Source organism: Streptomyces asoensis (assembly GCF_016860545.1).
Classification (GTDB): domain Bacteria; phylum Actinomycetota; class Actinomycetes; order Streptomycetales; family Streptomycetaceae; genus Streptomyces; species Streptomyces asoensis.
In genome coordinates, this window is the sequence record NZ_BNEB01000005.1 from 2,284,170 (window position 1) to 2,306,568 (window position 22,399).

General features: G+C 66.8%; 11 protein-coding genes, 1 tRNA gene and 3 rRNA genes. 3 read left to right on the forward strand and 12 right to left on the reverse strand.

The window, feature by feature from the left end:
• Positions 1 to 94: 94 nt before the first annotated feature.
• Positions 95 to 784, reverse strand: a complete 690-nt coding sequence (locus Saso_RS32740; RefSeq protein ID WP_189927774.1) for a response regulator — start codon at positions 782 to 784, stop codon at positions 95 to 97.
• A gap of 261 nt (positions 785 to 1,045) precedes the next feature.
• Positions 1,046 to 6,511, reverse strand: coding sequence for a HAMP domain-containing protein (locus Saso_RS32745; RefSeq protein WP_189927775.1), 5,466 nt, complete (start codon positions 6,509 to 6,511; stop codon positions 1,046 to 1,048).
• 376 nt (positions 6,512 to 6,887) lie between these two features.
• On the opposite strand from Saso_RS32745, the gene Saso_RS32750 reads away from it, so the two are divergent.
• Positions 6,888 to 9,629, forward strand: coding sequence for a SpoIIE family protein phosphatase (locus tag Saso_RS32750; protein ID WP_189927776.1), 2,742 nt, complete (start codon positions 6,888 to 6,890; stop codon positions 9,627 to 9,629).
• 61 nt (positions 9,630 to 9,690) lie between these two features.
• On the opposite strand, the gene Saso_RS32755 is transcribed toward Saso_RS32750, so the two are convergent.
• The 8 genes from Saso_RS32755 to thyX form a co-directional block, all read right to left on the reverse strand.
• Positions 9,691 to 9,766: transfer RNA gene (locus Saso_RS32755), tRNA-Thr, on the reverse strand.
• A gap of 75 nt (positions 9,767 to 9,841) precedes the next feature.
• Positions 9,842 to 10,504 carry a DegT/DnrJ/EryC1/StrS family aminotransferase gene (locus tag Saso_RS32760; protein ID WP_189927787.1) on the reverse strand — a complete coding sequence of 221 codons (663 nt, stop codon included), beginning with the start codon at positions 10,502 to 10,504 and terminating at the stop codon, positions 9,842 to 9,844.
• 114 nt (positions 10,505 to 10,618) lie between these two features.
• A 5S ribosomal RNA gene (gene rrf / locus Saso_RS32765) occupies positions 10,619 to 10,735 on the reverse strand.
• 85 nt (positions 10,736 to 10,820) lie between these two features.
• Positions 10,821 to 13,944: ribosomal RNA gene (locus Saso_RS32770) — 23S ribosomal RNA — on the reverse strand.
• 314 nt (positions 13,945 to 14,258) lie between these two features.
• Positions 14,259 to 15,784: ribosomal RNA gene (locus tag Saso_RS32775) — 16S ribosomal RNA — on the reverse strand.
• Together the 16S, 23S and 5S rRNA genes form the textbook arrangement of a ribosomal RNA operon.
• A 518-nt stretch (positions 15,785 to 16,302) precedes the next feature.
• Complete coding sequence (locus tag Saso_RS32780) at positions 16,303 to 17,988, reverse strand: ribonuclease J (protein WP_189928619.1); 1,686 nt, start codon at positions 17,986 to 17,988, stop codon at positions 16,303 to 16,305.
• A 127-nt stretch (positions 17,989 to 18,115) separates the two neighbouring features.
• Complete coding sequence (gene dapA, locus Saso_RS32785) at positions 18,116 to 19,015, reverse strand: 4-hydroxy-tetrahydrodipicolinate synthase (RefSeq protein ID WP_189928620.1); 900 nt, start codon at positions 19,013 to 19,015, stop codon at positions 18,116 to 18,118.
• A 228-nt stretch (positions 19,016 to 19,243) separates the two neighbouring features.
• The gene (gene thyX, locus Saso_RS32790) at positions 19,244 to 19,984 is read right to left on the reverse strand and encodes an FAD-dependent thymidylate synthase (protein WP_189928621.1); all 741 of its coding nucleotides are present in this window, start codon (positions 19,982 to 19,984) and stop codon (positions 19,244 to 19,246) included.
• 202 nt (positions 19,985 to 20,186) lie between these two features.
• Here thyX and Saso_RS32795 point away from each other — a divergent pair, with 202 nt between their 5' ends.
• Positions 20,187 to 20,423, forward strand: coding sequence for a hypothetical protein (locus Saso_RS32795; RefSeq protein ID WP_189928622.1), 237 nt, complete (start codon positions 20,187 to 20,189; stop codon positions 20,421 to 20,423).
• Positions 20,424 to 20,513: 90 nt separating this feature from the next.
• Positions 20,514 to 21,065, forward strand: a complete 552-nt coding sequence (locus Saso_RS32800; protein ID WP_189928623.1) for a hypothetical protein — start codon at positions 20,514 to 20,516, stop codon at positions 21,063 to 21,065.
• Positions 21,066 to 21,150: 85 nt separating this feature from the next.
• Here Saso_RS32800 and Saso_RS32805 read toward each other — a convergent pair whose 3' ends face one another.
• Both Saso_RS32805 and dapB read right to left on the reverse strand, forming a co-directional pair.
• Complete coding sequence (locus tag Saso_RS32805; protein WP_189928624.1) at positions 21,151 to 21,606, reverse strand: tetratricopeptide repeat protein; 456 nt, start codon at positions 21,604 to 21,606, stop codon at positions 21,151 to 21,153.
• Positions 21,607 to 21,613: 7 nt separating this feature from the next.
• Positions 21,614 to 22,372: a 4-hydroxy-tetrahydrodipicolinate reductase gene (gene dapB, locus Saso_RS32810; protein WP_189928625.1), complete on the reverse strand. Its 759-nt coding sequence runs from the start codon at positions 22,370 to 22,372 to the stop codon at positions 21,614 to 21,616.
• Positions 22,373 to 22,399 lie beyond the last annotated feature (27 nt).

Sequence of the window (22,399 nt, forward strand, 5' to 3'; positions counted from 1 at the left end):
CGCGTGGGCGCGGAGCTGACCCGGCCACCCTGGGCGGGACGGGAACTGACGCGCCCTCACGCACAACTCGATGCGCCGCACGCGTCAGTTCCGGTCAGTTCGGTGACGGCACCGAGGCGGGTCCGCCGCCGGTCCCCGGCTCCAGAGCGTCCAGCGCCCGGCGCAGACCCGTGAGTTTGCGCTCCAGGTGCGCCGCCGTGGCGACCGCAGCCGCGTCCGCCGACTCGTCGTCGAGCTGCTTGGACAGGGCTTCCGCCTGCTCCTCGACGGCCGCGAGCCGCGCCGACAGCTCGGCGAGCAGCCCCGCCGCCTCCTTGGCGCCGCCGCCCGTCACGGCCTTGCCGCCACCGCCCTCCAACTGGAGCCGCAGCAGCGCCGCCTGCTCACGCAGCTGGCAGTTCTTCATGTACAGCTCGACGAACACCGAGACCTTCGCGCGCAGCACCCACGGGTCGAACGGCTTGGAGATGTAGTCCACTGCACCCGCCGCGTAGCCCCGGAAGGTGTGGTGCGGCCCGTGGTTGATCGCGGTGAGGAAGATGATCGGGATGTCCCGGGTCCGCTCCCGCCGCTTGATGTGCGCGGCCGTCTCGAAGCCGTCCATTCCCGGCATCTGGACGTCCAGCAGAATGACCGCGAAATCGTCCGTCAGCAGTGCCTTGAGCGCCTCTTCCCCGGACGATGCCCGTACCAGCGTCTGATCGAGCGCAGAGAGGATCGCCTCCAGCGCCAGCAGATTCTCCGGCCGGTCATCGACCAGGAGGATCTTGGCCTTCTGCACCATGGCCCGCCCTCCTCGCCCAGGCAGTGCACCGGGCGCCGCCCCTGGGGACGACTCCTTTGCGCCGCCCTTCCTTGTGCCGGTCATGGTAGCCGCACCCCGACCGTCGCCACACCCTGTCACCGTGATGTCACTGTGCACGTAGCAGGAACGCAGCAGGAGACCAGAAGGTTCCCCGGATCGCGCCCCGCTACACGGCACCGGACACCCTGAGTCAGCAACTCCGGGCGTCCACCGAAGGTTCCCGCCACGTCCCGGGTCCCCTCACTCGTCCCGCATCCACTGCCGCATCACGGTCAGCAGATGATCGGGGTCGACCGGCTTCGTCACGTAGTCGGAGGCACCCGACTCGATCGCCTTCTCCCGGTCGCCCTTCATCGCCTTCGCGGTCAGCGCGATGATCGGCAGCCCGGAGAACTGCGGCATCCGGCGGATCGCGGTGGTCGTCGCGTAGCCGTCCATCTCCGGCATCATGATGTCCATCAGGACGACCGCCACGTCGTCGTGCTGCTCCAGGACCTCGATGCCCTCACGGCCGTTCTCCGCGTAAAGCACCGACAGCCCGTGCTGCTCCAGCACGCTGGTCAGCGCGAAGACGTTGCGGATGTCGTCGTCGACGATCAGCACCTTCTCACCGCCGAAGCGGATGCCCCCGCGCGCGTGCGTCCCCGTCTCCTGCTCACGGGCCGGCCACTGCTCCGGCCGCCCCACCTGCTCCCCGCCGCCCACCAGCCGGCGCCGCCGCCGGAAGAGCGCCGCGGGTCCGTGCTGCGCGTCCTGGTAGGAGCGCACCTCGGCCGGCATCTCGATCTCCGCCTCGGACAGCTCCGACAGCTCACGCGCCCCGTTCTCCGAGGCCACCAGGTCACCGGCCTCCAGCGCCGGCACGACCTGCTGATAGCCCTGGGGCGGCAGCTCGCTCGGGTGCAGCGGCAGATACAGCGTGAACGTCGAACCGCGGCCCGTCTCGCTCTGCGCGTGGATCTCACCGCCGAGCAGCTGCGCGATCTCCCGCGAGATCGACAGCCCGAGTCCCGTACCGCCGTACTTGCGGCTGGTGGTGCCGTCCGCCTGCTTGAACGCCTCGAAGATCACCCGCATCTTGCTCGCGGCGATCCCGATACCGGTGTCGGTCACCGAGAACGCGATCAGCGGCGCGTCCGCGTCCGTCAGCGAACCGGCCTCCAGCAGCTGCTCCCTGATCGCCACCGGCACCTCCGCCCCGGCCGGCCGGATGACCAGCTCGACCGACCCGGAATCCGTGAACTTCACCGCGTTCGACAGCAGGTTGCGCAGCACCTGGAGCAGCCGCTGCTCGTCGGTGTGCAGCGTCGCCGGAAGCTCCGGCGACACCCGCACCGACAGGTCCAGGCCCTTCTCCGCCGTCAGCGGACGGAACGTGGCCTCCACGTAGTCCACCAGCTGCACCAGCGCGATACGCGTCGGCGAGACGTCCATCTTGCCCGCCTCGACCTTCGACAGGTCGAGGATGTCGTTGATCAGCTGGAGCAGGTCGGACCCCGCCCCGTGGATCGTCTCCGCGAACTCCACCTGCTTCGGCGTCAGGTTGGTGTCCGCGTTGTCCGCCAGCAGCTTGGCCAGGATCAGCAGCGAGTTGAGCGGCGTGCGCAGCTCGTGCGACATGTTGGCGAGGAACTCGCTCTTGTACCGCATCGACACCGCGAGCTGCTCGGCGCGCTCCTCCAGGACCTGGCGCGCCTCCTCGATCTCGGTGTTCTTCACCTCGATGTCCCGGTTCTGCTGGGCCAGCAGCTCGGCCTTCTCCTCCAGTTCGGCGTTGGACGCCTGGAGGGCCTTCTGCCGCTGCTCCAACTCTGCGGACCGCTCCCGCAGTTGCTCGGTCAGCTCCTGCGACTGCTTCAGCAGCTGCTCCGTCTTGGTGTTGACGGAGATCGTGTTGACGCTGGTCGCGATCATCTCGGCGAGCTGGTTCAGGAAGTCCTTCTGGATCTGCGTGAACGGCGTGAACGACGCCAGCTCGATCACCCCGAGCACCTGGCCCTCGAACAGCACCGGCAGCACGATCACCTGCGCGGGCGGCGCCTCCCCGAGCCCCGAGGAGATCTTCAGATAGCCGGTCGGGGCGTTCGCGACGAGGATCGTCCGCTTCTCCTCGGCCGCCGTCCCCACGAGCGCCTCACCCGGCCTGAACGACGTCGGCATCGACCCCATCGAGTAGCCGTACGAACCCAGCATCCGCAGCTCGTACTGGTCCGCGTCACCGTCCGCCGGCGGCATCGCCAGGAAGAACGCGCCGTGCTGCGCGGCCACCAGCGGAGGCAGCTCGCTCATGATCAGCGAGGCCACGTCCTGGAGGTCGCGCCGCCCCTGCATCAGGGCGGACACGCGCGCGAGGTTGCCCTTGAGCCAGTCCTGCTCCTTGTTCGCGATCGTGGTGTCCCGCAGGTTCGCGATCATCTTGTTGATGTAGTCCTGGAGCTCCTGGATCTCCCCGGACGCGTCCACGTCGATCTTCAGGTTCAGGTCGCCCCGGGTCACCGCGGTCGCCACGCGCGCGATGGCACGCACCTGCCGCGTCAGGTTCCCGGCCATCTCGTTCACGGACTCCGTGAGGTCGCGCCAGGTGCCGTCGACGTCACGCACGCGTGCCTGACCGCCCAGCTGCCCCTCGGTACCCACCTCACGGGCGACCCGGGTGACCTCCTCGGCGAACGACGACAGCTGGTCGACCATCGTGTTGATGGTCGTCTTCAGCTCGAGGATCTCCCCGCGCGCGTCGATGTCGATCTTCTTCGTCAGGTCACCCTTGGCGATGGCCGTCGTGACCATCGCGATGTTGCGCACCTGACCGGTCAGGTTGGACGCCATCCCGTTCACCGAGTCGGTGAGGTCCTTCCACGTGCCCGCCACACCCGGCACATGCGCCTGACCGCCCAGGATGCCGTCCGTGCCCACCTCACGGGCCACCTTGGTGACCTGCTCGGCGAACGAGCTCAGCGTCTTCACCATGGTGTTGAAGGTGTCGGCCAGCTGCTGGACCTCGCCGCGCGCCTCGATCGTCACCTGGCGCGTCAGGTCGCCGTTGGCGACGGCCGCCGCGACCTGGGAGATGTTGCGCACCTGCATGGTCAGGTTCTTGGCCATCAGGTTGACGTTGCCGCTGAGGTCCTTCCAGATGCCCGTCACACCCGGCACGTGCGCCTGGCCGCCCAGGATGCCCTCGGTGCCCACCTCACGGGCCACCCGGGTCACCTGCTCCGCGAACGACGACAGCTGGTCCACCATCGTGTTGACGGTCGTCACGAGCTCGAGGATCTCGCCCTTGGCGTCGACCGTGATCTTCTTCGACAGGTCGCCCTTGGCCACCGCGGTCGTGACCTCGGCGATCTGACGCACCTGGATGGTCAGGTTGTTCGCCATGAAGTTCACGGACTGCGTGAGGTCCTTCCAGGTGCCGGAGACACCCTGCACCTCGGCCTGACCGCCCAGCTGCCCCTCGGTGCCCACCTCACGGGCCACCCGGGTGACCTCCTGGGCGAACGACGACAGCTGGTCGACCATCGTGTTGAGGGTGTTCTTCAGCTCCAGGATCTCGCCGCGCGCGTCCACGGTGATCTTCTGCGACAGGTCACCGCGGGCCACGGCGGTCGCGACCTGCGCGATGTTGCGCACCTGCGCGGTGAGGTTGCCGGCCATGCCGTTCACCGAGTCCGTCAGGTCCCGCCACACACCGGCCACACCGGGCACCTGCGCCTGACCGCCCAGCCGCCCCTCGGTGCCCACGTCCCGGGCGACCCGCGTCACCTGGTCGGCGAACGCGGAGAGCTGGTCGACCATCGTGTTGATGGTGTTCTTCAGCTCCAGGATCTCGCCGCGCGCGTCCACGTCGATCTTCTGCGACAGATCACCACGGGCCACCGCCGTCGTCACCTGCGCGATGTTGCGCACCTGCGAGGTCAGGTTCCCGGCCATCGAGTTGACGGAGTCCGTCAGCTCCTTCCAGGTGCCCGACACACCGTCCACCCGGGCCTGCCCGCCCAGCCGGCCCTCCGTGCCCACGTCCCGGGCCATCCGGGTCACCTGGTCGGCGAACGACGACAGCTGGTCCACCATCGTGTTCACGGTGTTCTTCAGCTGCGCCATCTCACCGGAGACGTCCACGGTGACCTTCTGCGACAGGTCGCCGTTGGCCACGGCCGTGGTGACCTGCGCGATGTTCCTCACCTGTCCGGTGAGATTCCTGAACGCCGTGTTGACGGAGTCCGTCAGGTCCTTCCACGTACCGGCCGCGCCCGACACCTGCGCCTGACCGCCCAGCTCGCCCTCGACCCCGATCTCCCGCGCCACACGCGTCACCTCGGCGCCGAACGCCGACAGCTGGTCGACCATCCCGTTGACGGTGTTCTTCAGCTCCAGCATCTCGCCGGCCACGTCCACCGTGACCTTCTGCGACAGATCACCGCTGGCCACGGCCGTCGTCACCGCCGCGATGTCGCGCACCTGCGTGGTCAGGTTGCGGAACACCGTGTTGACGGAGTCCGTCAGGTCCTTCCACGTACCGGCCGCGCCCGGCACGTTCGCCTGACCGCCCAGCTGCCCCGCCGCGCCCACCTCGTTGGCCACGCGCGTGACCTCGTCGGCGAACGTCCTCAGCGTCTCGGTCATCTGGTTGATCGTGTCGGCGAGCTGCGCGACCTCACCGCGCGCCGACACCGTCACCTTCTGCGACAGGTCACCGTTGGCGACCGCCGTCGTCACCTCCGCGATCCCGCGCACCTGGGCCGTCAGGTTCCCGGCCATGGTGTTCACCGAATCGGTGAGTTCCTTCCACACCCCGTCCACGCCGGACACCTGCGCCTGGCCGCCGAGGATGCCCTCGGTGCCCACCTCACGGGCGACCCGCGTCACCTCCACCGAGAACGCGGAGAGCTGGTCCACCATCGTGTTGACGGTGTTCTTCAGCTCCAGCATCTCGCCCTCGACGTGAACCGTCACCTTCCGTGACAGATCACCCTTGGCCACCGCCGTCGTCACCAGCGCGATGTCGCGCACCTGCGCCGTCAGCCGGTACGCCATGGTGTTGACGGACTCCGTCAGGTCCTTCCACGAACCCGACATGCCGCGCACCTGCGCCTGACCGCCCAGCTTGCCTTCGGTCCCCACCTCACTGGCCACCCGCGTGACCTCGTCGGTGAACGTCGAGAGCTGGTCGACCAGGTTGTTGACGGTCCGCCCGACCTTCAGGAACTCCCCGCGCAGCGGCTGCCCCGCAGCCCCCTCCGCGGTCTGCGTCCTGAGCTCCATCCGCGGCGAGAGATCACCCTCGGCGACCGCCGACAGCACCCGCCCGACCTCCGACACCGGCCGGACCAGGTCGTCCACCAGCGCGTTCGAGTTGTCGACCGCCGTCGCCCAGGACCCCTCACAGGCGCCCGTCTCCAGACGCTCCGTGAGCTTCCCCTCACGCCCCACCATCCGCCGCACCCGCGACAGCTCACCCGTCAGGTGCAGATTGCGGTCCGCGACCTCGTTGAACACGGCCGCGATCTCCGACATCACGCCGTCCCCGGACACCGTGAGCCGCTTGCGGAAATTGCCCTCCCGCATGGACACCAGGGCGCCCAGCAGCCGGTTCAGGGCCGCCGTGTCCACAGCGGTCGTCCCGCCACGCGGAGTGCGTGGCCTGCTCAGAGACTGTCCGCCTTTCGCGCGCGCCTTAGTGCCCCGCGTCGCTGCGCCAGACTCCACTTGTCCCTCCCGCAGGACTCGACCGTTACCGCTGTGCCTGGGTGCCACTGCTCGCCGTACCTATACGCCACCCCGGATTCCGCCCGATGAAACCAGGCGGACCCGCGGGGCTGCTGCCCCCTGTACTCAGAAGACACCCGGTCTGCCCGGACCTTCACAAGAAGCTTGCCCAGTGTTTCACCCTTGCCGAACCAGGCCATAACAGTTCGGCAGCTTCGCACATCGTCCGCACACCCTCGGGCGACAACACTGGTGACCGGCATCCGTAGGGGCCCGGAAGGTAAGTAACCTTGCATGCGGCTGTCCAGCCACGCCGGTCCGACCGGCCTGGGCGGTGGCACGAGCACGAGCGGGCATCGGAGGGGCGGCCGCACACATGACCACCGGACTGATCCCGGGGGGACAGACCCCGGACCCCCGGACTCCGGGCACGCGCCCGCCCCACCAGCGGGGCGACCTGGCCGGCCGGGGAGCCCTGCACGTCGACGACCGGCCGAGGAGTTCAGTGATCACCGCGCGCGCGGGTGCCAGCTTCGAGCCCGTCGGACGATCGGTAGCGACCGCCCGCTCCTTCGTCCGCGACACCCTCCAGGGCTGGGGATTCGCCGACATCATCGACGACGCCGTCGTCCTCACGAGCGAACTGGTGACCAACGCGGTCGTCCACGCCGGCACCCACGCCGACGTCCTGTGCCTGCGCAGCGCCGACGGGGTCCGCATCGAGGTGTCCGACCGGTATCCCGAACGGGAGATCCCCCTCCAGGGCTCCCTCGCCACCATGGGCAGCCCGGACCGCGAAGGCGGCCGCGGCCTCCAGCTCTGCGCGGCCATCGCGGGCCGCTGGGGCGTCGAGTACACCCCCACCCACAAACAGGTCTGGTTCCAGCTCGACCTCCCCGACCGCCCGGTGGGCACCCGCACCGCGGGCCCGTCCCTCCCGGCCGACCTCCTCCCGCTCGCCGACAGCCGCGTCCGCGTGGCCGTCGTCCAGATCGACCGCACGGGCGCCATCTCGGCCTGGAACGAGGACGCCGAGGAGCTCTTCGGCTACGCGGCCGACCAGGTCACCGGCAAACCCCTCACGGACCTCGCCGCCTGGCCGCACACCCCCGGCACCAGCACCGGCATCGTCGAGGCCCTTCAGCTCTCCCGCTGGGAGGGCAGCTACGGCATCCGCGGCGCCAACGGCCGCGTCACCCCCGTGTACGCCTCCCACCTGCGCGTACGCGACACCGACGGCGAGCCTTCCACCGTCTGCCTGCTCGTGCGCGACCACGAACGCGCGGTCCTCCAGACCCCCGCGCGCGTACCGGCCGCCGAGCCCGGCTCCCCCTCCGACGGGCCGAACACCGACCCCTTCGAGGTGTTCATCGGCTCCCCGGCCCCGGACGACCTCGACGGCCTGCTGCAACGCACGGTCGAGCGCGCCCGCGACATGCTGGACGGCGACTCCGCCTTCCTCCTCCTGGCGACCGACGACGAGACGGAGCTGGAGGTCCGCGCCTCCACCGGCCTGCCCTCCGCCCGCCAGCGCTTCGCACGCGTGCCCGTCGAAGCGGGCCCGGGCCGCTACGGCTCGGCCCGCATGCCGGCCGTCCACGAGGACCTCCTGGCCGTCCCCGGGGCCGTGCCCCTGCTGAACGGCACGGGCATGCGCTCCGTCGTCACCGTCCCGCTGAAGGTCGAGGGCCGCCTCACCGGCTCCCTCGGCGTCGCCGCGGAGGCTTCGGGCCGCTACTCCAACGAAGAGGCCCTGCGCCTTCAGTTCGCGGCCGACCGCATCGCGCTGGCCGTGGAGTCGGCCCGCCTCGGCGAGCTGGAGCGCCTGCGCAGGGGCTCGCTCAGCTTCCTCGTCGAGGCCTCCGACCTGCTCGCCGGAACTCTGGACCGCGACCAGACACTGGCCCTGATGGCCCAGATGACCGTGCCCACCCTGGCCACGTGGTGCGCCGTCTACACCATCGCCGACCAGGCCTCCGACCCATACCTCTCCTACGTCCTGCACGAGGACGAGGAACTCATCGACGGCATCAAGTCGTTGCTCTCGAAGATCTCACCGCCGGACCCGGTCCCCACCCCCGGCGCCCGGGTCTGGACGGCCCCGGCGGCCGCCGCGCACGACGCCGCCCTGCGCAGCTCCATGCGCAGCCTCGGCCTCACCGGCGGCCCGACCCACCAGGTCTCCTCGGGCATCGGCCCCACCCTCGCCACCGCGTCGGCCGTGGGCGGCGAGACGGTCGTCCTCCCCCTCGTCGCCCGCAACCGCGTCATCGGCATGCTGACCCTCGGCAAGCCCACCGACGAACACTTCCGCCAGGAGATCCTGGAACTGGCCGAGGACCTGAGCCGCCGGGCGGCCCTGGCCCTCGACAACGCCCGTCTGTACTCCGAGCGCACGGCCATCAGCCAGGCCCTCCAGCGCAGCCTCCTCCCCCCGGAGACCCCCGACATCGACGGCGTCGAGGTCGAGGTCATCTACCGCGCGGCGGGCGAGGGCAACGAGGTCGGCGGCGACTTCTACGACGTCTTCCCCATCAGCGAGGGTGTCTACGGCTTCGCCATCGGCGACGTGTGCGGCACCGGCCCCAACGCGGCGGCGGTGACGGGCCTGGCCCGGCACGCCCTGCGCCTGCTGGCCCGCGAGGGCCTCAGCGGCCCGGCGGTCCTGGAACGCCTCAACTCGGCGATCCTCGACGAGGGCGCCCGCAGCCGCTTCCTGACCCTCCTCTACGGCGAGATGCGCCCCCGGGAGGACGGCAGCGCCGAGCTGAAGGTGGTCTGCGCCGGACACCCGCTGCCGCTGCGCCTGCGCCAGGACGGCACGGTCGAGGCGGCCGCCGAACCCCAGCCGCTCCTGGGCGTCATGGAGGACCTGGAGCTCTACGAGGAGACGGTCACCCTGGACCCGGGCGACGTCCTGCTCTGCGTCACGGACGGCGTCACCGAGCGCCGTGAGGGCACCCGCATGCTGGGCGACGACGGTCTCGCCGACGTCCTCACCACGTGTACGGGTCTCACGGCCGGCGCGGTCGCCGCGCGCATCATGCGTGCGGTGGAACGCTTCGCCTCGGACGCCCCTTCGGACGACATGGCGATCCTGGCGATGCGCGTGGCGTGAGGTGCGAGGCAAAAGGGCATGAAGAAAGCCCCCGCCCGGAAAGGGCGGGGGCTTTCTTTTGTGGAGCCCCCTAACGGAATCGAACCGTTGACCTTCTCCTTACCATGGAGACGCTCTGCCGACTGAGCTAAGGGGGCCAGTCACTTTTCGAGGTTTCCCTCGCGGCAACGGAATAGATCATACCCCGAACAGGCCGGTGTTCCCAAACCCGTTCAGAAGGCCGGCTGGAGCAGTCCGCCGAGCGCGTTGCAGGCGGACACGATCCGCTGCATGTCCCGCTTGGTCAACGACGCGTCCACCGGCAGAGCGAGCGTCTCGTCGGCGGCCAGCTCGGTCTCCGGAAGCGCCACGCACCGCCGGAACTCGGGCAGCCGGTGCAGGGGCGTCTTCACCGGCACCCGGCATTCGACTCCCTTGGCCCGCAGGGCCCGTGCGAAGGCGTCCCGGTCGGGCCGGCCGTTCCCGGGCACCCGCACGACGTACTGCTGATACGTGTGTCCGTCGCCGCCGTCCGGCATCCGCACTCCCCGCAACCGCCCGTCCAGGTAGGCCGCCCGTTCCCGACGCCGCGCGATCTCTTCGTACGGCGCCTCGGACTCCCCGTGCTCCAGGACCAGCAGTGCGTGCCGCCGCCCCCTCTCGTGCAACCGGCGCACGTCCGCCGGCCGGCCGAAGCGATGCACCACAACGACGCCCGCGGTACGGGCAGTTACGACCGCCTCGACCGTGTCCGGAGTCAGGCAGTACGTCACCGGATCCACGTCGGCGAACACCGGCGAAGCGCCCACCAGGGTGACCGCCCCCGCAACTTCCGCATTCCCGAAGGCCGGTACGACGACCTCGTCACCGACTCCGATGCCGGCGGCCCTGAGCATTGCAGCAGTACCCATGCCGTGGATGCTGAGGTCGGAACATGAACGTCAAGTGGCCGAAAACAAAAAAGGGTTGGTCCCTGAACCGAAGTTCAGAGACCAACCCTTTGAATGATTGTTCGGCGGTGTCCTACTCTCCCACAGGGTCCCCCCTGCAGTACCATCGGCGCTGTAAGGCTTAGCTTCCGGGTTCGGAATGTAACCGGGCGTTTCCCTCACGCTATGACCACCGAAACACTATGAAACTGTCCAGCCGCACCATGTGTGGCACATGGGGCTGTTCGTGGTTTCAGAACCAACACAGTGGACGCGAGCAACTGAGGACAAGCCCTCGGCCTATTAGTACCGGTCAGCTTCACCCATTACTGGGCTTCCACATCCGGCCTATCAACCCAGTCGTCTACTGGGAGCCTTAACCCCTCAAAGGGGGTGGGAATACTCATCTCGAAGCAGGCTTCCCGCTTAGATGCTTTCAGCGGTTATCCCTCCCGAACGTAGCCAACCAGCCATGCCCTTGGCAGAACAACTGGCACACCAGAGGTTCGTCCGTCCCGGTCCTCTCGTACTAGGGACAGCCCTTCTCAATATTCCTGCGCGCGCAGCGGATAGGGACCGAACTGTCTCACGACGTTCTAAACCCAGCTCGCGTACCGCTTTAATGGGCGAACAGCCCAACCCTTGGGACCGACTCCAGCCCCAGGATGCGACGAGCCGACATCGAGGTGCCAAACCATCCCGTCGATATGGACTCTTGGGGAAGATCAGCCTGTTATCCCCGGGGTACCTTTTATCCGTTGAGCGACGGCGCTTCCACAAGCCACCGCCGGATCACTAGTCCCGACTTTCGTCCCTGCTCGACCCGTCGGTCTCACAGTCAAGCTCCCTTGTGCACTTACACTCAACACCTGATTGCCAACCAGGCTGAGGGAACCTTTGGGCGCCTCCGTTACTCTTTAGGAGGCAACCGCCCCAGTTAAACTACCCATCAGACACTGTCCCTGATCCGGATCACGGACCCAGGTTAGACATCCAGCACGACCAGAGTGGTATTTCAACGACGACTCCACAACCACTGGCGTGGCCGCTTCAAAGTCTCCCACCTATCCTACACAAGCCGAACCGAACACCAATATCAAACTGTAGTAAAGGTCCCGGGGTCTTTCCGTCCTGCTGCGCGAAACGAGCATCTTTACTCGTAGTGCAATTTCACCGGGCCTATGGTTGAGACAGTCGAGAAGTCGTTACGCCATTCGTGCAGGTCGGAACTTACCCGACAAGGAATTTCGCTACCTTAGGATGGTTATAGTTACCACCGCCGTTTACTGGCGCTTAAGTTCTCAGCTTCGCCACACCGAAATGTGACTAACCGGTCCCCTTAACGTTCCAGCACCGGGCAGGCGTCAGTCCGTATACATCGCCTTACGGCTTCGCACGGACCTGTGTTTTTAGTAAACAGTCGCTTCTCGCTGGTCTCTGCGGCCACCCCCAGCTCATGGAGTAAATCCAATCACCAGTGATGGCCCCCCTTCTCCCGAAGTTACGGGGGCATTTTGCCGAGTTCCTTAACCATAGTTCACCCGAACGCCTCGGTATTCTCTACCTGACCACCTGAGTCGGTTTAGGGTACGGGCCGCCATGAAACTCGCTAGAGGCTTTTCTCGACAGCATAGGATCATCCACTTCGCCACAATCGGCTCGGCATCAGGTCTCAGACTGTATGGCGTGCGGATTTGCCTACACACCGTCCTACACCCTTACCCCGGGACAACCACCGCCCGGGATGGACTACCTTCCTGCGTCACCCCATCACTCACCTACTGCAAGTCTGGTTCGTCGGCTCCACCACTTTCCTTTCCCCGAAGGGTCCGGAACGGCTTCACGGACTTAGCATCGCCTGGTTCGATGTTTGACGCTTCACAGCGGGTACCGGAATATCAACCGGTTATCCATCGACTACGCCTGTCGGCCTCGCCTTAGGTCCCGACTTACCCTGGGCAGATCAGCTTGACCCAGGAACCCTTAGTCAATCGGCGCACACGTTTCTCACGTGTGTATCGCTACTCATGCCTGCATTCTCACTCGTGAACCGTCCACAACTACCTTCCGGTGCTGCTTCACCCGGCACACGACGCTCCCCTACCCATCACAGCCGCCGTTGGGCGTATTGCTGCAATGACACGACTTCGGCGGTACGCTTGAGCCCCGCTACATTGTCGGCGCGGAATCACTAGACCAGTGAGCTATTACGCACTCTTTCAAGGGTGGCTGCTTCTAAGCCAACCTCCTGGTTGTCTCTGCGACTCCACATCCTTTCCCACTTAGCGTACGCTTAGGGGCCTTAGTCGATGCTCTGGGCTGTTTCCCTCTCGACCATGGAGCTTATCCCCCACAGTCTCACTGCCGCGCTCTCACTTACCGGCATTCGGAGTTTGGCTAAGGTCAGTAACCCGGTAGGGCCCATCGCCTATCCAGTGCTCTACCTCCGGCAAGAAACACACGACGCTGCACCTAAATGCATTTCGGGGAGAACCAGCTATCACGGAGTTTGATTGGCCTTTCACCCCTAACCACAGGTCATCCCCCAGGTTTTCAACCCTGGTGGGTTCGGTCCTCCACGAAGTCTTACCTCCGCTTCAACCTGCCCATGGCTAGATCACTCCGCTTCGGGTCTTGAGCGTGCTACTGAATCGCCCTGTTCGGACTCGCTTTCGCTACGGCTACCCCACCCGGGTTAACCTCGCAACACACCGCAAACTCGCAGGCTCATTCTTCAAAAGGCACGCAGTCACGAGACACCAAGCAAGCTTGATGTCCGACGCTCCCACGGCTTGTAGGCACACGGTTTCAGGTACTATTTCACTCCGCTCCCGCGGTACTTTTCACCATTCCCTCACGGTACTATCCGCTATCGGTCACCAGGGAATATTTAGGCTTAGCGGGTGGTCCCGCCAGATTCACACGGGATTTCTCGGGCCCCGTGCTACTTGGGTGTCTCTCAAACGAGCCGCTGACGTTTCGACTACGGGGGTCTTACCCTCTACGCCGGACCTTTCGCATGTCCTTCGTCTACATCAACGGTTTCTGACTCGTCTCACAGCCGGCAGACTGTGAAAGAGAGATCCCACAACCCCGTACACGCAACCCCTGCCGGGTCTCACACGTATACGGTTTGGCCTCATCCGGTTTCGCTCGCCACTACTCCCGGAATCACGGTTGTTTTCTCTTCCTGCGGGTACTGAGATGTTTCACTTCCCCGCGTTCCCTCCACACTGCCTATGTGTTCAGCAGCGGGTGACAGCCCATGACGACTGCCGGGTTTCCCCATTCGGAAACCCCCGGATCAAAGCCTGGTTGACGACTCCCCGGGGACTATCGTGGCCTCCCACGTCCTTCATCGGTTCCTGGTGCCAAGGCATCCACCGTGCGCCCTTAAAAACTTGGCCACAGATGCTCGCGTCCACTGTGCAGTTCTCAAACAACGACCAGCCACCCATCACCCCGAACCCTTACGGTCCGAGTGCACTGGGGCCGGCATCAGAAGGACGACCTCACGGCCGCACCCTCAGATACCCAACAGCGTGCCCGGCACCCTTGCCGCTTCCCTCATTCGTTCCACGCCCCGAAGAGCAGTACTGGAAGGAGAAGACAGTCAAGAGTGCCGAATAATCAACGTTCCACCCATGAGCAACCAGCATCGAACATTCGCCGATGTACTGGCCTCTGGACAACCTTGCGGCTGCCTAGAAGTGCTCCTTAGAAAGGAGGTGATCCAGCCGCACCTTCCGGTACGGCTACCTTGTTACGACTTCGTCCCAATCGCCAGTCCCACCTTCGACAGCTCCCTCCCACAAGGGGTTGGGCCACCGGCTTCGGGTGTTACCGACTTTCGTGACGTGACGGGCGGTGTGTACAAGGCCCGGGAACGTATTCACCGCAGCAATGCTGATCTGCGATTACTAGCAACTCCGACTTCATGGGGTCGAGTTGCAGACCCCAATCCGAACTGAGACCGGCTTTTTGAGATTCGCTCCACCTCACGGTTTCGCAGCTCTTTGTACCGGCCATTGTAGCACGTGTGCAGCCCAAGACATAAGGGGCATGATGACTTGACGTCGTCCCCACCTTCCTCCGAGTTGACCCCGGCAGTCTCCTGTGAGTCCCCATCACCCCGAAGGGCATGCTGGCAACACAGAACAAGGGTTGCGCTCGTTGCGGGACTTAACCCAACATCTCACGACACGAGCTGACGACAGCCATGCACCACCTGTACACCGACCACAAGGGGGGCACTATCTCTAATGCTTTCCGGTGTATGTCAAGCCTTGGTAAGGTTCTTCGCGTTGCGTCGAATTAAGCCACATGCTCCGCTGCTTGTGCGGGCCCCCGTCAATTCCTTTGAGTTTTAGCCTTGCGGCCGTACTCCCCAGGCGGGGAACTTAATGCGTTAGCTGCGGCACCGACGACGTGGAATGTCGCCAACACCTAGTTCCCACCGTTTACGGCGTGGACTACCAGGGTATCTAATCCTGTTCGCTCCCCACGCTTTCGCTCCTCAGCGTCAGTAATGGCCCAGAGATCCGCCTTCGCCACCGGTGTTCCTCCTGATATCTGCGCATTTCACCGCTACACCAGGAATTCCGATCTCCCCTACCACACTCTAGTCTGCCCGTATCGAATGCAGACCCGGGGTTAAGCCCCGGGCTTTCACATCCGACGCGACAGACCGCCTACGAGCTCTTTACGCCCAATAATTCCGGACAACGCTTGCGCCCTACGTATTACCGCGGCTGCTGGCACGTAGTTAGCCGGCGCTTCTTCTGCAGGTACCGTCACTTTCGCTTCTTCCCTGCTGAAAGAGGTTTACAACCCGAAGGCCGTCATCCCTCACGCGGCGTCGCTGCATCAGGCTTTCGCCCATTGTGCAATATTCCCCACTGCTGCCTCCCGTAGGAGTCTGGGCCGTGTCTCAGTCCCAGTGTGGCCGGTCGCCCTCTCAGGCCGGCTACCCGTCGTCGCCTTGGTGAGCCATTACCTCACCAACAAGCTGATAGGCCGCGGGCTCATCCTTCACCGCCGGAGCTTTCGACCCCCACCCATGCGAGTGGAAGTGATATCCGGTATTAGACCCCGTTTCCAGGGCTTGTCCCAGAGTGAAGGGCAGATTGCCCACGTGTTACTCACCCGTTCGCCACTAATCCCCACCGAAGTGGTTCATCGTTCGACTTGCATGTGTTAAGCACGCCGCCAGCGTTCGTCCTGAGCCAGGATCAAACTCTCCGTGAATGTTTACCGGTAATCCGGTGCACACACACGAGAGCGGAACAGCCAGGCGGAATGAGCCCGGCCGTTCACAGCGTCCTCGCTGTGTTTATTTCAAAGGAACCTCATCCTCGGCTATCACTGCCGGGGACGGGGTATCAACATATCTGGCGTTGATTTTTGGCACGCTGTTGAGTTCTCAAGGAACGGACGCTTCCTTTGTACTCACCCGAACTTCTTCGGGCTTTCCTCCGGGCGCTTCCCTTCGGTCTTGCGTTTCCGACTCTATCAGATCTTTTCTCGACCCGATTTCCTCGGTGCTTTCCAGGTTCCCGCTTTTGTTTCGCGGTTTCCTTTCCGGCGGTTCCGACTTTATCAGAAGTTCTGAGTCGGTTTTCCCGGCCCCTCCCGGGTCGGTCCCGACGCACGAGGCGTCCGGCCTTCCCGCTCAGGCGGAGCCGTAAACGTACTGGAGCGGGGCTCCCCGATGCAAATCGGGGAGCCCCGCTCCAGGTTCACGCGTACGCGGGAACGTGCGTGCCTCAGACCTCCACCACGACCGGGAGGATCATCGGCCTGCGGCGATAGGTGTCGGAGACCCACTTGCCCAGCGTGCGGCGGATGAGCTGCTGGAGCTGGTGCGGCTCGACGACGCCGTCCTGTGCCGAGCGTTCCAGGACCTCGGCGATCTTCGGGGTGACCGCGGAGAAGGCCGAGTCCTCGATGCCCGAGCCGCGGGCCTGGATGTGCGGACCACCGGTGATCTTGCCGGTCGAGGAGTCCACGACGACGAAGACCGAGATGATGCCTTCGTCGCCCAGGATCTTCCGGTCCTTGAGGGCCGGCTCGCCGACGTCCCCGACCGAGAGGCCGTCGACGTAGACGTATCCCGCCTGGACCTTGCCCGAGATCTTCGCCTTGCCCTCGACGAGGTCGACGACCACGCCGTCCTCGGCGATCACGATGCGGTCGTGCGGGACACCCGTCGAGGCGCCCAGCTCGGCGTTGGCCCGGAGGTGGCGCCATTCGCCGTGCACCGGCATCAGGTTCTTCGGGCGGCAGATGTTGTAGAAGTACAGGAGCTCGCCCGCGGACGCGTGGCCCGAGACGTGCACCTTGGCGTTGCCCTTGTGGACGACGTGCGCGCCCCAGCGGGTCAGGCCGTTGATCACGCGGTACACCGCGTTCTCGTTGCCGGGGATGAGCGACGACGCCAGGATCACCGTGTCGCCGTGGACGATACGGATCTGGTGGTCGCGGTTGGCCATCCGGGACAGGGCCGCCATGGGCTCGCCCTGGGAACCCGTACAGACCAGGACCACCTCGTGGTCCGGCAGGTCGTCCAGCGTCTTGACGTCCACGACCAGGCCCGGCGGGACCTTGAGGTAGCCCAGATCCCGGGCGATGCCCATGTTGCGGACCATCGAGCGGCCCACGAAGGCGACCCGGCGCCCGTACTCGTGCGCGGTGTCGAGGATCTGCTGGATGCGGTGGATGTGGCTCGCGAAACTCGCCACGATGATCCGCTTGCGGGCGTTGGCGAAGACGTTGCGCAGGACGTTGGTGATGTCCCGCTCGGGCGCCACGAAACCGGGCACCTCGGCGTTCGTGGAGTCGGAGAGGAGGAGGTCGATGCCCTCCTCGCTCAGCCGGGCGAACGCGTGCAGGTCCGTGAGCCGGCCGTCCAGCGGGAGCTGGTCCATCTTGAAGTCGCCCGTGTGGACGACCATGCCCGCGGGGGTGCGGATGGCCACGGCGAGGGCGTCCGGGATGGAGTGGTTGACGGCGATGAACTCGCAGTCGAAGGGACCGATGCGCTCACGGTGTCCCTCCGCCACCTCGAGGGTGTACGGGCGGATCCGGTGCTCCTGGAGCTTGGCCTCGATGAACGCGAGGGTGAGCTTGGAGCCGATCAGCGGGATGTCCGGCTTCTCGCGCAGGAGGTAGGGGACGGCGCCGATGTGGTCCTCGTGACCGTGGGTGAGGACGATGCCCTCGATGTCGTCGAGGCGGTTCCGGATGGACGTGAAGTCCGGCAGGATCAGGTCGATGCCGGGCTGCTCCTCCTCCGGGAAGAGCACGCCGCAGTCGACGATCAGCAGGCGGCCGCCGTACTCGAAGACGGTCATGTTCCGGCCGATTTCGCCGAGACCGCCGAGCGGGGTGACCCTGAGGCCGCCCGCCGGGAGCGGCGGCGGCGGGGCGAGTTCGGGATGCGGATGACTCAAAAGACTCTCCTCAACCACGCACGCCACGTACCGGTGGGCACGTGGCGCGCATGACGTTCGTGCAGTAGCAGTTGTCGTTGTCGGATGCGGGCACCGGTGGCCCGCTATTCAGTTGTGAAGTCTGTTGTCAGAGCTGTACCCCGCCCGCGGCAAGATCGATCTTGAGCTGATCGGTCTCTTCGGGCGAGCACTCGACCATGGGCGACCGCAGCGGGCCGGCGGGCAGCCCCAGCAGGGCGAGGGCGGCCTTCGTCGTCATGACGCCCTGGGTGCGGAACATCCCCGTGTAGACGGGAAGCAGCTTCTGGTGGATCTCGGTCGCCTTCTGCACGTCCCCCGCGGTGAACGCATCGACGAGCGCGCGCAGGTCGGGCGTGACGAGGTGGCCCACGACCGAGACGAAGCCGACCGCGCCCACGGAGAGCAGCGGCAGGTTCAGCATGTCGTCGCCGGAGTACCAGGCCAGCCCGGAGCGCGCGATGGCCCAGCTCGCGCGGCCCAGGTCGCCCTTGGCGTCCTTGTTGGCGACGATCCTCGGGTGCGCGGCGAGGCGGACCAGCGTCTCGGTGCTGATCGGGACGCCGCTGCGGCCGGGGATGTCGTAGAGCATGACCGGCAGGCCGGCGGCGTCCGCGACCGTGGTGAAGTGCCGGTACAGGCCCTCCTGAGGGGGCTTGTTGTAGTACGGGGTGACGACCAGCAGGCCGTGCGCGCCCGCCTTCTCCGCCGCCCGGGCGAGCTCCACGCTGTGGTGGGTGTCGTTGGTGCCGACGCCGGCGACGACGTGGGCACGGTCGCCCACGGCTTCCAGGACGGCTCGTACCAGGTCCGATTTCTCCGCGTCACTGGTGGTCGGGGACTCACCGGTGGTGCCGTTGACGATCAGGCCGTCGTTGCCTGCGTCCACCAGGTGGGTGGCGAGCCGCTGTGCGCCGTCGAGGTCGAGTGCGCCGTCCGCCGTGAAGGGCGTGACCATGGCGGTGAGGACCCGCCCGAAGGGGGTCTGCGGAGTGGAGGTCGGAGCCATGGGTAACACGCTACTCGTTGCTCACCGTGGGGTCTGCCCTCGGGGGGTGCGAAAAGTCATGACAAAGATGGAACCCGGCACTGCCTGCTCGGGGGTTCAAGCAGTGCCGGGTCCGTTTGATCAGGCTAGATGAACTTCTCTAAATGCCGCAATACGGACACTTCGCTCGGATGATCCGTACATACGTCTCCGTAGCCCGTCCCCGTCGCCGGGGGCCGGCCGGGCGTGTCAGGGGGCGACGCGGCCGTTGGCGTTGAAGGCCGCGTAGGTGAGGGGCATGAGGGCGGCCCACTCGGCCTCCATCTTCTCGCCCACCATCTCGATCTCCCGCTGCGGGAAGGACGGGACCTTCGCCAGTTCGTGCTGGGTGCGCAGGCCGAGGAAGTGCATCAGCGAGCGGGCGTTGCAGGTGGCGTACATCGAGGAGAAGAGACCGACGGGGAGGACCGCGCGGGCGACCTCACGGGCCACACCGGCGGCGAGCATCTCCTGATAGGCCTCGTAGGCCTGGAGGTAGGACTGCTCCATGGTGTGGTTGACGAGCTTCTGCTGCTCCGGCGTGCCCTCGACGAAGACGTACTTGCCGGGACGGCCCTGCTGGACGAGCTTGCGGGACTCCCCCGGGACGTAGAAGACCGGCTGGAGCTCCCGGTAGCGGCCGGACTCCTCGTTGTACGACCAGCCCACCCGGTGCCGCATGAACTCGCGGAACACGAAGATCGGGGCGCTGATGAAGAAGGTCATCGAGTTGTGCTCGAAGGGGCTGCCGTGGCGGTCCCGCATCAGGTAGTTGATCAGGCCCTTCGAGCGCTCCGGGTCCTTGCCCAGCTCGTCGAGGGACTGCTCGCCGACGGTCGAGACGCGGGCGGCGAACAGCACGTCCGCGTCGGAGGCGGTGTGCTTGACCAGTTCGACGGTGACATCGCTGCGGAAGCCGGGCTGGAGGTCGTCGGCGGGGCTGTCGGTCACTGTGCGGGGGTCCTTCCGTCGCGTCTTCGGAGCGGCGCCAACTCTACGGGGGCCGCCGGGCGGCCTCACGCACGGGCGTGCCGCGCGATTCGTGCGGGACGTCTGCCGATATGAGGCACGTTTTCGGGCACCCGCTCGTCTGTATCAGTGAAGCGCCACCGAAGAAGCGCCCGATCAGAGTTCCCCAGGAAGAAGGACCCCCATGTTCCGCCGGCGCGAGCCCGTCCCCTTCGCCTTTCTCGCCGAGGCCGAGAGATTCCGCAGCAACGTCGCTCCCCCGCCCCGGCAGCGGTCCTCCGCGGGGCAGATAGCCGGGCGCTGGCTGCTGGGGCTCACCATCGTGGCCGCGCTGGTGGGCTCCGTGGTCGTCGGGATGCCGGCGCTGAGCCTCGACCACTCCGCACAGGCCCAGCAGTCGCGGGCGTCCCAGGGGCGCTGACGCCATCCGGACCCCCGATGGTGGTGAGCCGGGACACAGACGGATAGCCTCACCGGGCACAGCCCACGCATGGACGAGTGAGGACCAGCCGTGCCCCTGCCCTTCCTGACGGCCGACCGCGCATTCGAGGCGGCGGACGACGTCGCGTTGCCCTTCGAGGACCGTGAGCGCTGGCGGCGCCCGTACCGGCCCGGCCCCTGGCGGGTCGGGGCGGCGGCGCTGACCCTGCTGCTCGCCTCGTTCGTGCTGTTCGCCGCCGTCATCATCGGACTGACCGGTTCGGTGTCCGAGGCCGGTACGGTCTTCGGTCTGTCCCTGGTCGTGATCGCGAGCGCCCTGCGGCTGCTGCGTGTGGGGGTGTGGGTGAGCGACCGCGGGCTGCGGCACGTGAGCTTCCTCGTCACCCGCACGCTTCCCTGGGAGCGGGTCGTGGCCGTGCGGACCGTGCAGCAGCCGGTGCGCTGGCTCGGGCTGCCGCGGACGGTCCAGGGGCAGGCCCTGACGATCGTGCGGCGGGACCGGCCCGAGGAGGCCACGGCGCTGCTGACGACGCACGGGGCGGACTTCCTGGCGCGTCCCACGGCGTTCGACCGGGCGGCGGACGCCGTCGAGGCCTGGGCCGCGGAGAACCGGCGCGGCTGATCCGTCACGCGCCCTCGGACTGCCGGGACGACGCGACGAAGGGGCCGGCCCGCGGCAGTGCGGGCCGGCCCCTTCGGCATACGGCTCAGGCGGCCTCGGCCGGTTTGCCGTCGTGCAGTCTGATCGCCCGTTGCATGGCCTTGCGGGCGCGGGGCGTGTCGCGGGCGTCGTGGTAGGCGACGGCGAGGCGGAACCAGGTGCGCCAGTCGTCGGGGGCCGCCTCCGTCTCGGTCCTGCGCCGGGCGAAGACCTCGTCGGCGGAGTCACGGTCGACGCGGCCGCCCGCGGTGCGCTTCAGTTCGTCGACGGGCAGCCCGCCCTCGGCGTCGAGTTCCGCGGCGAGGGCGTTGGCCCGCCGGACGAACTGGGTGTTCTTCCACAGGAACCAGACGCCGATGACCGGCAGGATCAGCACCGCCACCCCGAAGGTGACGGTCAGCAGGGTGCCGGTCTGGATGAGCATGACGCCGCGGCTGCCGACCAGGACGAAGTAGAAGACCAGGACGGCGGCCGTGACGGCGTAGGAGAGCTTGGCGCGCATGTCGGGCTCAGTTCCGGCCGAGGTCCAGGAAGTGTTCCAGGCCGAAGGTGAGGCCCGGCGTCGACACCACCCGGCGGGCGCCCAGCAGGATGCCCGGCATGAAGCTGCTGTGGTGGAGCGAGTCGTGGCGGACCGTGAGGGTCTCGCCCTCGCCGCCGAGCAGCACCTCCTGGTGGGCCAGCAGCCCGCGCAGCCGGACGGCGTGGACCGGGATCCCGTCGACGTTCGCGCCGCGCGCGCCGTCGAGGCCGGTCTCCGTGGCGTCCGGCGCCGGGGCCGTGCCCGCCGCGCGACGGGCTTCGGCGATGAGCTGGGCGGTGCGCGTGGCGGTGCCGGAGGGGGCGTCCACCTTGTTGGGGTGGTGGAGCTCGACGACCTCGACGGACTCGAAGTACGGCGCGGCGATCTGCGCGAACTTCATGGTGAGGACGGCGCCGATGGAGAAGTTCGGCGCGATGAGCACGCCCGTCCCCGGGGAGGCGGCCAGCAGGTCCCCGAGCCGCGCGAGGCGCTCGTCGGTCCAGCCCGTCGTGCCGACGACGGCGTGGATCCCGTTGCGCACGCAGTAGTCGAGGTTGTCCATCACCGAGGCGGGCGTGGTCAGTTCGACCACGACCTGGGCGCCGCTCCCGGTCAGCGTCCCGAGGTCGTCGCCGCGGCCGAGGGCGGCCACCAGCTCCATGTCCTCGGCGGCCTCGACCGCCCGTACCGCCTCGGAGCCGATCCGGCCCTTGGCGCCGAGGACCGCCACGCGCAGCTTGCTCATCTCTTGTGCTTCCTTACCGAAGTTGCC